Origin of the sequence: Vibrio sp. TRT 17S01 (assembly GCF_050113695.1) — a bacterium.
Classification (GTDB): domain Bacteria; phylum Pseudomonadota; class Gammaproteobacteria; order Enterobacterales; family Vibrionaceae; genus Vibrio.
In genome coordinates this window covers 169,372-184,392 of record NZ_JBNJOG010000007.1, presented here as the reverse complement: position 1 = coordinate 184,392, position 15,021 = coordinate 169,372, and the positions used below count along the sequence as shown (strand labels likewise).

Sequence of the window (15,021 nt, the reverse complement as noted above, 5' to 3'; positions counted from 1 at the left end):
CATCATGCGACTGCGGTAAACTAGCCGATCTTTTAATCCTTTTACCATTTTTTCATCTCATCAATGACATCTATTTAAGCGCTAACTTGACGTTGCGTTTATTCCAACACCCTAACCCATCGGGTAAAGTTTCATTAATCTGTAAATATTGATTGGTGACGCGTGTGATTTTGCCGTTATTCAAACCGACATAATGACCTGCATTCACTTTGACAACGTTACCTCTTGGCGTCTGCACTAAGGCCGAGACTCGACCATTGCTACTCATCACACCTTTTAAACGCAATTTGCTTAGAGGAAAACGCTCTAGCTGTCCTGTTTTGCGTCGTGGTGCAGGCTGCCAACAGTCTTTTTTTACATTCGGCTGATTGAGCACCAATGCAGCTTGCGGCAAAACAAACGGTTCACGCATAGCGTGTTGTGAATACTCGGCGACTTTAAACTCTTTCAACGGCGTTAATGCCGACACATCTTTGCGTGCTTTCTGCTCAGTTTGACTGACAAAGTCACTAAGAGAATCTTGATTGGCTTTACATCCAGACAACAACATCAGTACACAAGGAAGAACCAATGACAGCTTAACCTTCATCTTTTACCTCCGGCTTAAACTGATAGGTATAAGCACGGACACGGAAGTGAAGCGTGCTGCTCTCTTGACTCACTCGCTGCCAATACACATCGTCAAAATGGATGATCCGTGGTAGCTCAGCAATCGCCTGAGAAAAATCACCAATATTGTGATAATCCCCCGTCAACTCGATGTTCAACGGCAAGCGATACAGGAATTCCTGATTCTGTTTTTCACCCCAATCAATTCGTGTAAACGTAAGTGAGTTTTTCAGTCCAAGTTCATTCACAGATGCCAACATGCTGGCTAATTCTTTCTGAACCGGAAGCTGACGTGAAAGAAAATCATATCGCTCCGAGAGTTCATCCAATTGCGCCTGTAACTTCGGTAGTGTGGCGACTTTATTGGCTTTGATGGTAAGCGTCGTCTTTAATGTTTGTTCTTTTTGAATTAACGATTCGAGCTGCTCTGCTTGAGGCTTGAGATAGAACCAATAACCAAACCCTTGCAGGATAATAACCAACACCGTAATGACGATAACCTGTGGCACTAAAGGCCATTCCGCGATTTCTTCAATATCAAGATCTTGATAACTAGCCATTACGTTTACCTCCATTCTCTGGAGTTTGCGGCAGCTCATCAGTCAGGAAATTAAATGAGACTTTGAAGGTTTGAAATTTCTTACCGAAACGAACCTTACCATGCACAATCGAGTGCATTTCGACCTCATTCAACTTACTCGATTTCTCAAGGTTATCGAGCATCGTAGCTAAGCGTGAAGTGGTATCACTGATCCCAGCAATCTCGATTTCATTACCACCCATTTTGATCTTATCGACATAGACACCTTCCGGGATCAAGCCTGGCATCAAGTTCATAAAGTCCGTGGTTTTATTGCGTTGTTTTTGTAGCTTCTCGACCACCGCTAGCCGAGTAAGCAATGCCGCATGATCTTGCTCAACTTGTTTAAGTGCAGCAATGCGGCGGTCAAGTTCAGCAATATAACTATTGAGATAAGACAAACGAGATTGCTGCTTTTCTGTCTCGTTGCTGATATACAACCCAATTCCCCATTGAATACCTATCCCCACTAGGATCCCGAGGATAAGTAACGATAAGAAACGCTTTTTATGACGCTCACGTAACTCTTCACGCCAAGGAAGTAAGTTAATACTATGCAGCATGAGATTGCTCCATCCAGTCAATGCCTCTTAATGCCAGCCCAACAGCGGTACTGAAGGCAAAACCATTTTCCATTTCTGCCGTATGTTTACTGCGTTTGCCTTTAAATAGGTGCAGGGGATTCAATACTTCGCATTCCACTTCTAATCGGCGCTGAATCTCTTCCACTAACATCGGGGTTGCTGCCCCTCCCCCTGTCAGCCAAATGCCTTTAATGGGCGTGCCGTGGACAGAGCCAAGGATCTGAATGTTGCGTTGTAGTTTTTCAATCAAGCCAAAAATGAAACGTTCGGTACTGCTGTGCATGAGATGCTCATACTCCCCTTTTGCATCAATTACTTGTGTACCTAATGCCAGCTCTTTATGAAAAGGGGCTTTATCTGCAAAATCGATGCACATCAAAGTCTGACTTAATCCAATATCAACCAATAACCAGTCTGACTTATTTTCTTGCTGTGACACTTTTTGCCACACATGAGTAAGGCTGTGTGCTTGCATCTCCATTAAAAAAGGCTGAAATCCCGCTTTTTCAGCCGCATTAACTCGACTTTCCACCAGATCTTTCTTTGTGGCATAGACTTGATAGCTTACCGTGGTCTGGCTAACCGATTTTTTCGGTAGTTCGATGTAATCCAAATGCAGTTCTTCAATTGGAAATGGGGATTGATGAGAAAAATTCTGAAAAATAGCGAACTCTCTTTCTCTATCATCGAGCTCACTATCTATTTGTAATACTTTGCTTATTACGGTGTTGTCTGGTACCGAAAGCGCGACTCTGCTGCTAAATAATGGTAAACCCTTCCTTAGCGCTTTGAGTTTCTTTACAATTTTCTGATAATTTAACATGTGGTTATCAGAGAAAATGTCTGCTTCAATTGGCAACTCTTTGTAACCAGCAAGTGTGAATGTGCCTTTAACTGGCTTTAACACCACTGCTTTTATACTGTGGTGACCAATGTCAATGCCAGTGACTAGTGATTTACCCATACAACTCAGCTCCGTGACTACTGCTTAGCTCTTATGCTTTAATTGGTGGTTTAACGAGCATACAAATGAAATCGAGCTAAATTTTTAGCTTAGAGTACAAGGGTTTGTATCTTTCAGGCCTTAACTAATCAGGGATTCTCCGGTGAAGTTCATAAAGCGATTGTTCATTTTTGCATTGATTTGCATGATTCTTGGAGTCGGTACAATTTTCGGCTTCTATTTGTACGTCAAGCCAGACCTACCCGATGTAGCAACTTTGCGTGACGTCAAACTGCAAACTCCAATGCAGGTCTTTAGTAAGGATGGGAAGTTAATTTCTCAATTCGGTGAAAAGCGCCGTATTCCAGTCCGTTACGATGAGATCCCTCAGCATCTAATTGATGCTCTGATCGCGACAGAAGACAGCCGCTTCTATGATCACCCAGGCATAGACCCAATCGGCATCACTCGTGCGGCCGTTGTTGTTGCCCTTTCTGGCTCAGCAAAGCAAGGGGCAAGTACCATTACTCAGCAGCTAGCACGTAACTTCTTCCTCTCCAATGAGAAGAAATTGATGCGTAAAGTGAAAGAGGTATTTATTGCGATTCACATTGAGCAGTTGTTAAGTAAACAAGAGATCATGGAGTTGTATGTTAACAAGATCTTCCTTGGCTACCGCTCATACGGTTTTGGTGCTGCGGCCCGTGTTTACTTCGGTAAAAATCTGAAAGACCTAACCTTAAGTGAAATTGCGACACTTGCCGGTATGCCAAAAGCACCTTCAACCATGAACCCAATCTATTCGGTTGAACGTGCAACACATCGACGTAATGTGGTCTTGATGCGTATGCTCGACGAAAAATACATCACGCAAGCAGAATACGATCAAGCCCGCTCTGAAGAGATTGTCTCTTATTACCATGGCGCTGAAATCGAATTGAGTGCTCCTTATGTAGCAGAGTTGGCGCGCGCATGGATGGTTAAACGCTATGGCGAAGATGCTTATACTTCAGGTATGAACGTCTACACCACCATTGATTCAAAGTTACAAAACGCAGCAAATAAGTCTGCCATCAACAATCTGCTCTCTTACGACGAGCGCCACGGTTATCGCGGTGCGGAAAAAGTTTTGTGGAAAGCAGAACAAACGCCGCTGAATCGTGATCAAATCGATGAGATTTTAGATGATGTCCCAACTTATGGCTCTCTTATTCCAGCCGTTGTTACACAAGTCAATGCTAAGTCAGCCGTTGTTGAAGTTAAGAATCAGGGTGAACAAACCATTGAATGGAACGGTATGAGTTGGGCACGTAAGTTCCGTACAGACAACCGTCAAGGTCCCGCACCAAGATCGGCTAAAGATATCCTGATCGCCGGAGAGCAAATTTGGGTCCGTCAGATCACCGGTGAACAACAAGATAAACAATCCACAAGTTGGGCTTTAAGTCAGGTACCAAATGCGAACACAGCGTTTGTGGCAATGGATCCAGAAAATGGCTCTATTTTGTCATTGGTTGGTGGTTTTAACTTCATTCACAACAAATTTAACCGAGCAACACAGTCCGTTCGCCAAGTAGGTTCAAGTATCAAACCATTTATCTATTCGGCAGCAATTGATAAAGGGATGACATTGGCGAGCTTGATTAACGATGCTCCTATTAATAAGTGGGATCGTGGTCAAGGTACGGCATGGCGTCCGAAGAACTCACCCCCAACCTATTCTGGTCCAACTCGTTTACGTATTGGCTTAGCACAATCGAAAAACGTAATGGCCGTTCGCGTGTTGCGCGAAGTTGGTCTCGATGAAACCCGTCAATACCTAACTCGTTTTGGTTTTGATATCGACCAACTGCCACGCTCTGAAACAATCGCCCTTGGTGCAGGTAGCTTAACACCGGTCAAAATGGCACAAGGATTCTCTGTTTTCGCAAACGGTGGCTACTACGTTGAGCCGTTCTACATCGAAAAACTTGAAGGACCATATGGTGATATTGAATTTGAAGCCACACCAAAAACCATTTGCGATCAAAATTGTCAGCCAACACTTATCAGCGATAACAAGTTTAATGAGCAAGATGTGACAACTACTGAGGAACAGCAATACGCACCAAAAGTAATCTCTGAGCAGACTGCGTTCCTCGTTCGAGAGATGATGTATAGCAACATTTGGGGTGGTGGTAACTGGCGCGATGGTACGGGCTGGAATGGCACGGGTTGGCGTGGTCAGAAGTTAGAACGTCGTGACATTGGCGGCAAGACCGGTACTACAAACGATTCTAAAGATGCGTGGTACAACGGTTACGGTCCAGGTATTGTCGCTGTCGCTTGGGTTGGTTTTGATAACCATAACCGCGCACTCGGTAAAACCACACCAAACGCGAATTTAGGCAATGGTCAGATCTCTGGTGCTGAAGCGGGTGCCAAAACTGCACAACCAGCTTGGGTTGACTTCATGCGAGCTGCGCTTGCTGACAAACCAGAGCACCAAAAACAGATCCCAGAGGGCGTGGTTCGCGTTCGTATCGACCGCGATACCGGCTTACTCACCAACAAGAACGATGGCAGTTCGATGTTTGAATACTTTACTGAAGGTACAGAACCAACCGAATATGCGGTGGATGAAATTACCGACAGTATCTATACCACATCAGAAAGTGAAGAATTGTTCTAATGCAAAAAAGGTTGACCTAATGGTCAACCTTTTTTTCAACTATCGAGCAGTCAATTGCTCAGAAATAGTCGAGGCCAGTTGCTCGAAACGCGCTCTTAACGGAGACCCCGGACGATACACCAGAACGATACTGCGTGATGGTTCAGGGTTAACGGCTCGAATATAACAAACGCCGTCTTTTTGCTTTTCTTTGGGTAAGGAAAGCTCAGGTAATAACGTAATGCCTGCACCTGCGGCGACCATATTACGCAAGGTTTCTAAGCTGGTTGCTTTAAAGCGTTCATCATCTTTTGCCCCAGCGGCAAAGCAAAAGCCCAACGCCTGATCACGTAAGCAGTGACCATCCCCTAAAGCCAGCACCGTCTTACCATTCAACTCAAGCATATCAATACTGTCTAGCGTCGCCCATTCATGATCGCACGGTACCGCAACGCTCAGAGGCTCACTGTATACCTCAATTTCTTTAAAAGATGACGTCTCTGCAACTGACGCTAACACCAAACAATCGAGCTTACCATCTTCTAATTGACGCACCAGTTGCTGCGTTTGCGCTTCATGCAAAAACAATTCAAGTTCAGGGAATTGTTCTTTTAAAGCAGGGACGATGCGAGGAAGGATATAAGGCCCAACGGTTGGAATAAAGCCAATGTGCATTGGACCAGACATCGCACCACTTTGGCCGCTTGCCATGTCTTTAAATGTTTTCACTTCATTCAGAATGCATCGAGCTTGATCAACAAGTTGTAACCCCGCATCCGTAAACAAAACCCGACGGCTGCTTCGCTCTAACAAAGCCGTGCCAAGCTCGTCTTCTAACTTACGGATCTGACCACTTAACGTTGGTTGGCTAACAAAACACGCTTCCGCGGCTTTGCGAAAGTGTTTGTGTTCAGCCAAAGCCACCAAGTATTCAAAATCGCGGATATTCATTTTTTACCTCGATAGAAAAAACCTATCGAAACCATAGCATCAAACGATTAGAGCTATCAAAGATTTTTTTCAATAATGAGTTCAACAAAACGAAACCGAGCCAGCAAAAAGATTAAGCTCTAAACGAATTTAAAATCAGAAGGAAAACACTATGTTCGCATCGAAAGAAGGTCAAAATGTTCCACATGTTACTTTCCCGACTCGCCAAGGTGATGCTTGGGTTAACGTAACAAGCGACGACCTATTCAAAAACAAAACGGTCATTGTCTTTAGCTTGCCGGGTGCATTTACACCAACTTGTTCTTCAAGCCACTTACCTCGTTATAACGAATTGTTCCCTGTATTCAAAGAGCACGGTGTCGACGAAATCCTTTGTGTTTCAGTTAACGATACATTTGTAATGAACGCTTGGAAAGCCGATCAGGAAGCTGAAAATATCACCTTTATCCCTGATGGTAACGGCGAGTTTACTGATGGCATGGGAATGCTGGTTGAGAAAAAAGATCTTGGTTTTGGTGATCGCTCATGGCGCTACAGCATGTTGGTAAAAGATGGTGTCGTTGAGAAAATGTTCATCGAACCAAACGAGCCGGGCGACCCGTTCAAAGTTTCAGATGCAGACACTATGTTGTCGTACATCGCACCAAACTTTAAAACACAGGAATCCATCACAGTATTTACAAAACCTGGCTGTCCTTTCTGTGCTAAGGCGAAACAAAATCTGATTGATCACGGTCTTCAGTATGAAGAAGTGATTCTGGGTAAAGATGCAACGACTGTTAGCCTACGTGCAGTCACTGGTCGCGCCACGGTACCTCAAGTGTTCATCGGTGGTAGACACATCGGTGGTAGTGAAGAGCTTGAAACTTACCTAGGCTAAATCTTTAAAGCGAAAACGCTCAGTCTCCCGATGCCTTCGTAGCTCGGGGGACACCTTAATCACATCTCTCCTAGTCTAGATAAGTCGTCGTCTCAGTGCAGTCCGACTACTTATCTAGATTAAACATTCAAATAAAATTCATGACCCCCAGTCAACGCCCCTAGCATGACATGGGAATAAAAAAGCGAGAATCCATGATGAAACAGTTAAATGTCGATGTTGCCGTTATTGGTGGTGGTACAGCAGGTTTAGGCGCCTATCGTGCGGCAAAAGCACATACTGATAGTGTTGTAATGATTGAAGGTGGCCCTTACGGCACAACTTGTGCTCGCGTTGGCTGTATGCCTTCAAAGCTATTGATTGCTGCAGCAGAAAGTGTCCATCAAATTGAAAAAGCGCCTGGCTTTGGTGTTCATCCTCAAGGTGAAATCGTCATTAACGGCCGAGAAGTAATGGACCGCGTGAAGCGTGAACGAGATCGTTTCGTCGGTTTCGTTTTAGAAGGTGTGGATGAGATCCCTGCAGAAGACAAAGTGGCAGGCTATGCAAAATTCATCGACAACACCACATTAATGGTTGACGATCATACGCAGATCACTGCAAAGCGCATTGTGATCGCAACGGGTTCTCGCCCAGCTTACCCTGCCGTATGGAATGAATTGGGTGATCGCCTGATCATTAATGATGACGTATTTAACTGGGATGATCTCCCTGAATCAGTGGCAGTATTCGGTCCTGGTGTTATCGGCCTTGAACTTGGACAAGCACTGCACCGCCTTGGTGTGAAAGTAAAACTCTTTGGCCTTGGCGGTCAAGTAGGGCCACTAACAGATCCAGAAGTTATGGCATACGCTGACCAAGCATTTAAACAAGAATTCTATCTCGACGCCGATGTAAAAGTTGAAAGTATGAAGCGCATCGAGGGGACAGATAAAGTCGAGATTCTGTTTATCAACCATGATGGCGAATTAGAAAGCTTTATTGTCGACTACGTGCTTGCGGCAACAGGGCGTCGTCCAAATGTGGACAACTTAAACTTAGAGAACACCACTCTTGAACTTGATGAACGCGGCGTGCCAACAGCAGAGCATTACACACTGCAAACGTCAGTAGAAAATATCTTCATCGCTGGTGATGCGAGTAATCAAATTCCGTTACTGCATGAAGCTGCGGATCAAGCACGTATTGCAGGTGACAATGCAGGCCGATTCCCAGATATTCGTGCTGGTCTGCGCCGTTCTCCAATTTCGGCAGTATTCTCAGATCCACAAATTGCGATGGTCGGAGAAACCTACAAACAATTATCAACGCGTTTGGGCAATTGTGGTTGCTTTGCAACTGGTGAAGTTTCATTTGAAAACCAAGGCCGCTCTCGCGTAATGTTGCGAAATAAAGGCATCTTGCATGTTTATGGTGAGCAAGGAACAGGTCGATTCCTCGGCGCCGAAATGATGGGTCCAAATGCAGAGCATCTCGCGCATCTACTTGCATGGGCACACCAAAACAAGATGACCGTATCAGAAATGCTCGATATGCCTTTCTATCACCCAGTGATTGAAGAAGGCGTGCGAACAGCATTACGAGACTTGAACGCAAAACTGCATCTTGGTCCTGAAATGATCAAACATTGTCTCGATTGCGGACCGGGTTGCTAAGCATCATATTGCTTGCCCTATAAACAACAAAAGCCTCGTCATCAACGAGGCTTTTACTTTACACCTTAATCGGTATCACATTGTCGTTATCATTGCATAGTGGCTGACCAAACCGATGGCCGTTGCACCAACAACGAAAAAAGTACCAGCGATCCCAAGAGCAAACTTAAGTTCTGTTGTCATTATTATATTCCTTTTGAGCCAAGCGCCACCATACAGCAATTACGTGCTACAAAATCAAGATGACGTTAAGTTTTCATTTTTACCATCAAAACATAATCTGCATGCTCTGCACGCAATGAAGATACGACGTGATTGCCCCACTGAACAGCACTTGAGTATAATTAAAGCGAACAAAATAATGGAGTAGATGACATGACATGTGAGACTTGTCGTGATCACTGGTTTTGGAAAAAGATTGGCCGATGCAAACGCTGCATGGATCAATTGACGGTATTATCGGTACTTTGCTGGATCATATGGTGGTGGTTATTTCGCAATACACCTGAGTCGATCGAGTCGATCGCCTTGCTCTTTGCTGGTTTCGCCTTCAATGGCTTATTGTTTCTTCATTTATGGATGCACTTTGTCATTTTGCCTTGGCGCAAGCGTAAAGAGAAAAGAGCTCAAAAACCTTAATCAAACATGGCTGGGGGTGGCGTGCAGATACAAAAAAGCCCCAAAACCAATATCTCGGTCTGGGGCCCTCTTAGATTCTTCTAAGAAAAAGCAGTGGTACTTTAATAGACCCTACTTTTCCAACTTTGTTCCCAAACAAATCGATCTTTTTTGATCTTTTTATCCTTAATTTTAAAACACTTTTCTTTTCAGAACGTTATGCGACATTTACTTTTGCAATCACCTGTTCTGCTAGATTTACTTCCAGCGCGACTTCATCGCATGCATGCTGACGAGGACATTGATCGCAATCCTTCAACACCTTTTCTGGTAATAGTGACTTCGACGTCGGTAAGAAATCCTGCTTCATAAAAAATTCTGGGGTACGAGTCAAAACAAAGACTTTCTTAATTGCCATTTGGCGGGCTTTATCAACCAGGTATTTTACGATAGCAGAACCTTGTCCTTGCCCTTGCCAACCTGCTTCAATCCCCAAAGAACGAATTTCAGCTAAACCTGAATCATAGACATACAGTGATGCACACCCTGTGACTTCGCCATGATGCTCTGCAATGGCAAATGAGCCGATATCACGGACTAGCTCATTACGTGAACGTGGTAAATTCTCACCCATGTTTGCCCAATAAGTCACCATGCCTTCCAATGCTTCAATGTCCGTCAAACGTGCTGGGCGAACTTTGACCGTGGATGTGTCACGTTGTGCCAAACGTTGATCTGCTTGTTCAACAGCGTACGCGACTTGTTGAGGCGACACCCCACCCAATGCACTTCGTTTCTCTAGGCACGATTCAATCGTCAGAATGTCATACACATCGTCTTCAATAACAGGTGAGAACTCTTTCAATTCCGCGATACTAAGCTCTTCTAATGCACAACTTTTCGCAATCGCGCCAACAACGGCTACGCCGACAATATGGTGCGCTTCACGGAAAGGAATCCCTTTAGCAACCAAATAATCCGCAAGCTCAGTTGCATTGGCATAGCCTTGTTTCGCCGCTTCAAGGGTACGCTCACCGTTGACTTTGATACCATCAAAGCAGAGCGCAGCCATTTCCATGCAATCATTCCACGTGTCCAGCGCGTCAAATAACCCTTCTTTGTCTTCTTGCATGTCTTTATTGTAAGCAAGAGGCAGTGCTTTCACAGTCATCATCATGCCAGCCAATGAGCCATAAACCCGACCGGTTTTACCCCGGATTAACTCCAAAGCGTCAGGGTTTTTCTTTTGTGGCATTAATGAAGAACCGGAAGTCACCGTATCAGCTAACTCAATAAAGTTAGACTCACCAGAATTGTAGAAGATCATATCTTCAGCAAGACGAGATAGGTGCAGCATAGAAATCGATGCAATCGACATGAGCTCCATTACATGGTCGCGATCGGACACTGAATCGAGTGAGTTTCTTGTTGCACGACGAAAGCCTAGATTGTGGGCCAGCTCTTCGCGATCAATAGGGTATGCTGTCCCTGCTAAGGCACCAGAGCCTAACGGACAGGTATCCAGTCTTTTAATTGCATCATTTAAACGCGAGTAGTCACGCTCAAACATCTCAACATAAGCTAGGCACCAGTGAGCGAAAGTAACAGGCTGCGCACGTTGTAAATGGGTGTATCCAGGTAATACGGTGGCTTGGTGCGCTTTGGCAACATCAACCATTTGTGACTGTAAACGATCTAAAGCCATCAGCAATTGCTGACCTTGTTGACGACACCAAAGTTTAAGGTCGGTTGCCACTTGATCATTCCGCGAGCGACCAGTGTGCAGCTTCTTACCTAGATCCCCTACTTTACCAATCAGTTGCTGCTCCACCCAAGAGTGGATATCTTCAGCGTCAGAGCGCAGTATTTGATGCGGATCTTCCATCACTTCAAGCTTGAGCTCATTCAGTGCTAATTCGAGCTTTTGCTGCTCTTCTTCCGTCAACACATCAACGGACAATAACGCTTTTGACCAAGCAATAGAGCCCACGATATCTTGTTCAGCCAATCGGTAATCAAAGCGAAGTGAATCATTGAAATCTTTGAACCTTGTGTCTGCCGCTTGGGTAAATCTTCCGCCCCATAATGCCATCGCGTCTCTCCTAATTGCTCGATATCACTGCTTGTGTTTTGACTGAATTCAGCGTCTTTTTTGATATGCTTCAACGTTACGGTAATTCCATTTAAAAATAAAGTAAAAATTCACTTATTTCACATAATTATTCAAGAATTTTATATAAATATATTTCCCGCCAGTTAATAAAAAAGCCCGCTGTCTATCCAGCGGGCTTTCAGTAACAATGAATGAGTGTTTATTGATTTTTCTTAGCTGCGTTGAGTGCTCGAATCCGGCTCGCCAGTGAGTATAAACGGATGAAACCACCAGCATGACTCTGGTCATACACTTCATCTTCACCAAATGTTGCAAACTCTTCAGAATACAAGCTGTTATCAGAACGTTTTTGAGTCACCGTCGCTTGGCCTTTGTATAGCTTCACGACCACTTCACCATTCACGTCTTGTGCAAGCTCTTCAGCTGCAACCATTATTGAGCTACATAACGGTGTAAACCAGCGGCCGTCGTACACCAAGTGAGAAGCTTTCACGCCTAGCTCTTCACGGAACTCAAATGAACTCTTATCCAATACCAATTGTTCAACAGCACGTAGTGCTTCCATCATGATAGTGCCCCCTGGCGTTTCATAACAACCACGAGACTTCATGCCAACCAAACGGTTTTCAACGATATCAATACGACCAACACCGTGCTTTGCGCCTTTTTCATTGAGATAAACCAACGCATTGTATGGTGTCATTTGCTCACCATCGACACCAACAACGGCACCTTTCTCTACTTTTAGCGTCACATATTCCGCTTCATTTGGTGCTTGTTCAGGATCCGCTGTCCATACCCAACAATCGTCATTTGGTGCATTCCAAGTATCTTCCAATACCCCACCTTCTGTGGAAATGTGCCATGCATTCGCATCACGCGAGTAGATCTTTGTGAGGGAAGCACTACATGGGATATTCCGTTCAGCCAAGTAATCAAGGCATTGCTCACGGCTGACTAAGTCCCATTCACGCCAAGGTGCGATAACGTGAAGATCTGGTGCAAGCGCAGCAAATGCACCTTCAAAACGCACCTGATCATTGCCTTTTCCGGTACAGCCGTGACATAGCGCATCGGCACCAACTTTACGAGCCACTTCTACTTGTGCTTTGGCGATAATCGGACGCGCCATCGAAGTACCTAACAGATATTTACCTTCATAATAAGCACCTGTTTTTAACGTTGGATAAATGTAATCGGCTACCATTTCTTCTTTTAGGTCAGCCACATAACACTCTGATGCTCCTGAAGCTTTGGCTTTTTCTTCAATACCTTCCAGTTCTTCAGCACCTTGGCCTACATCAGCAACAAACGCCACTACTTCACAATCGTAGTTTTCTTTTAACCAAGGGATGATCACCGAGGTATCTAGACCGCCAGAGTATGCGACAACCACTTTATTTACTTGTACTTTGCTCATTTTACTTCTCCATGATCCTGGCTCTGCGCTTGGCGGTCAGTGCTCAGGTTTCCATTCTTTTTAACTAAAATTCTGAATAATTATTGCGGTACAAATTGAGTACCAATGCTGTTGCCGGCAAACAGCTGTGCAAGTTTTTCTGGGTAGCGCCATGTGGCAACCTCAATCGGTCTGCCTAAGTCATTTGCCGCTTGCAATGCTGCTTTCACTTTGACGATCATACCGTCGGTGATCACTTTGCCTTCGATCAGCTTGTTGGCTTGAGCCGCATCTAAGCTGGTGAGCAAGTGTCCTTTTCCGTCAAGCACACCACTGACGTCCGATAGCAATACCAACTCGGCGTCTAATGCACCAGCAACAGCCACCGCGGCTTGGTCCGCATTGACGTTCATCATCTGGCCTTCTGCCGTTAAGCCAATTGAGCTAATGATCGGCAGCGCACCTTGTTCCAAAATAGCTTGCAGCACTTGAGATTGACCCGGAATTGCTTTCCCTACCGCTCCTAGCTCCGGATCCAATTCTTCCACTTGGCACAAACCACCATCAGCTAGGCTTAACCCCACAGCATTTAATCCATCTTTGATCGCTTGCCCCTGAAGCTGTTTATTGGCTGTACCAGCCAATGCACCAGCAATCAGCGGGATTTGGTCATAAGGCGTCACACGCAACCCTTCTTTTTTCACTGTTGGAAGTTGCAGTTTCGCCATAAGATCGTCCACCAGATAACCACCACCGTGAACGATCACGATTCGTCGCTGAGCTTGCTTTTGATAATCTGCAATGGCCGTAAAAACTTGGCTTAACGTATCGGTGCTTGAAAGTGCTGCACCGCCTAACTTGATCACCAATGGCATTTGTTTGTTATCTGTCATAACGTTTCCTTCCAGACCGCTTATAGCAGTGCCGTTAACTCAGAAAATCCGTAGTGGAGGTTTAAACATTGCATCGCTTGACTCGATGCGCCTTTTAATAAATTGTCGATCGCTGAGACCACGATGATGTGCTCTCCTTGAACCTTCCAGCCAATGTCACAAAAAGGGGTAAATTGAACATTTTGTAAGGTTGGAAAAGCGCCTTTAACTAAACGAACTGCGGGCTTGTTGGCATAAGCGTGCTCAAATACCTGTTCGATCTGCTCAGCAGAAACTCCTTCAGCCAACTTCATCGTTATCGTGGCTAAGATGCCACGTTTAAAGTTACCAAGGTGTGGCGTGAAAATGACATCGCAACCTAGGTGTGTCGCTATCTCCGGCTGATGACGATGATTAAATACACCGTATGGGTGTAAGCTCACTTCACAAAAACTATTGGCCATGCTCGCTTTACGCCCTGCACCGGAAACACCGCTGGTTGCATTAATCACTGGCCATTGCGATACATCCAACAAACCTGGCTCAAGCAATGGTTTGATAGCAAGTTGAGAAGCTGTTGGATAACAACCAGGCACCGCGACTAATTGGCTATTTTTTACCGCCTCACTATTCCATTCAGCCAAGCCATAAGCAGCTTTATCGAGCAAATCTTCATAGTTATGCGTGAAACCATAAAATTCATCGTAAAAGCCTTGGCTTTTAACCCGAAAGGCACCCGAGAGATCGAACACCTGACATCCTTGTTCAAGAAAGCGCTGTGCTAAGTCATGGCTGACTTCATGAGCCGTTGCTAAGAACACCACATCACACTGCTGTGCCGCTTTTGTCACATCAACCAAAGGTTGTATCGCCACATCAATGACGCCCGCTAACTTGCCATGCAGCGTAGAAATAGGTTTGCCCGCATCAGCACTGTTGGCGGAAACATATAAACCTGCTAGCGTGAGCTCTGGATGTTTATGCACCATCAAGGCAAGTTCTGCTCCGGTATATCCGCTCGCTCCAATAATGGTGGTTTTCAGCATTTCAAGACATCCATTTCAAAGAAAAACAACATAGCCACGATGACTATAAATTTACAAAATTAAGCTTTAATCGATTTTTTATTCATAAAAAATGATTTAATATGTGTTTTACCTTTTTGAA

Annotated in this window: 13 protein-coding genes; 4 read left to right on the top strand and 9 right to left on the bottom strand. The window is 44.8% G+C overall.

Features of this window, described 5'->3' with window-relative positions:
• Positions 1-70: 70 nt before the first annotated feature.
• From ACQEXS_RS13135 to pilM, 4 genes are read right to left on the bottom strand one after another with little or no spacing between them, the layout of a single operon-like run.
• Positions 71-589, bottom strand: a complete 519-nt coding sequence (locus tag ACQEXS_RS13135) for a pilus assembly protein PilP (protein WP_367987939.1) — start codon at positions 587-589, stop codon at positions 71-73.
• Positions 579-1,169, bottom strand: a complete 591-nt coding sequence (locus tag ACQEXS_RS13130; RefSeq protein WP_367987938.1) for a type 4a pilus biogenesis protein PilO — start codon at positions 1,167-1,169, stop codon at positions 579-581. Before ACQEXS_RS13130 ends, ACQEXS_RS13135 begins: the two co-directional genes overlap by 11 nt.
• Positions 1,162-1,752, bottom strand: a complete 591-nt coding sequence (locus ACQEXS_RS13125; protein ID WP_427014124.1) for a PilN domain-containing protein — start codon at positions 1,750-1,752, stop codon at positions 1,162-1,164. The genes ACQEXS_RS13130 and ACQEXS_RS13125 overlap by 8 nt, the downstream gene beginning before the upstream one ends.
• Positions 1,742-2,737 (bottom strand): type IV pilus assembly protein PilM, encoded by a 996-nt coding sequence (gene pilM / locus ACQEXS_RS13120; RefSeq protein ID WP_427011038.1) that lies wholly within the window; start codon positions 2,735-2,737, stop codon positions 1,742-1,744. The genes ACQEXS_RS13125 and pilM overlap by 11 nt, the downstream gene beginning before the upstream one ends.
• A gap of 142 nt (positions 2,738-2,879) precedes the next feature.
• Between pilM and ACQEXS_RS13115 the strand changes: the two genes are divergently transcribed.
• Positions 2,880-5,387, top strand: coding sequence for a penicillin-binding protein 1A (locus ACQEXS_RS13115; protein ID WP_427014123.1), 2,508 nt, complete (start codon positions 2,880-2,882; stop codon positions 5,385-5,387).
• Between the two features lie 39 nt (positions 5,388-5,426).
• Here the strand turns inward: ACQEXS_RS13115 and oxyR are convergent, their stop codons facing one another.
• Positions 5,427-6,317: a DNA-binding transcriptional regulator OxyR gene (oxyR, locus tag ACQEXS_RS13110; RefSeq protein ID WP_427014122.1), complete on the bottom strand. Its 891-nt coding sequence runs from the start codon at positions 6,315-6,317 to the stop codon at positions 5,427-5,429.
• Between the two features lie 151 nt (positions 6,318-6,468).
• Here oxyR and ACQEXS_RS13105 point away from each other — a divergent pair, with 151 nt between their 5' ends.
• The 3 genes from ACQEXS_RS13105 to ACQEXS_RS13095 all read left to right on the top strand — a co-directional run bounded on the left by ACQEXS_RS13105 (position 6,469) and on the right by ACQEXS_RS13095 (position 9,491).
• Positions 6,469-7,197 (top strand): glutathione peroxidase, encoded by a 729-nt coding sequence (locus ACQEXS_RS13105; protein ID WP_427014121.1) that lies wholly within the window; start codon positions 6,469-6,471, stop codon positions 7,195-7,197.
• Between the two features lie 197 nt (positions 7,198-7,394).
• Entirely contained in the window at positions 7,395-8,852 is a 1,458-nt protein-coding gene (locus ACQEXS_RS13100; protein ID WP_427014183.1) for a dihydrolipoyl dehydrogenase, read from the top strand.
• A 375-nt stretch (positions 8,853-9,227) separates the two neighbouring features.
• The gene (locus ACQEXS_RS13095) at positions 9,228-9,491 is read left to right on the top strand and encodes a DUF3624 domain-containing protein (protein ID WP_427011040.1); all 264 of its coding nucleotides are present in this window, start codon (positions 9,228-9,230) and stop codon (positions 9,489-9,491) included.
• 196 nt (positions 9,492-9,687) lie between these two features.
• Here the strand turns inward: ACQEXS_RS13095 and argH are convergent, their stop codons facing one another.
• The 4 genes from argH to argC all read right to left on the bottom strand — a co-directional run bounded on the left by argH (position 9,688) and on the right by argC (position 14,900).
• A complete protein-coding gene (argH, locus tag ACQEXS_RS13090) occupies positions 9,688-11,562 on the bottom strand; it encodes an argininosuccinate lyase (RefSeq protein ID WP_367987931.1) in 1,875 nt (624 codons plus the stop codon).
• A gap of 220 nt (positions 11,563-11,782) precedes the next feature.
• On the bottom strand, positions 11,783-13,003 hold the full coding sequence (locus tag ACQEXS_RS13085) for an argininosuccinate synthase (protein ID WP_367987930.1): 1,221 nt from the start codon (positions 13,001-13,003) through the stop codon (positions 11,783-11,785).
• 80 nt (positions 13,004-13,083) lie between these two features.
• Positions 13,084-13,875 (bottom strand): acetylglutamate kinase, encoded by a 792-nt coding sequence (gene argB, locus ACQEXS_RS13080; protein WP_427014120.1) that lies wholly within the window; start codon positions 13,873-13,875, stop codon positions 13,084-13,086.
• Positions 13,876-13,895: 20 nt separating this feature from the next.
• Entirely contained in the window at positions 13,896-14,900 is a 1,005-nt protein-coding gene (gene argC, locus ACQEXS_RS13075) for an N-acetyl-gamma-glutamyl-phosphate reductase (protein ID WP_427014119.1), read from the bottom strand.
• Positions 14,901-15,021: the final 121 nt, after the last annotated feature.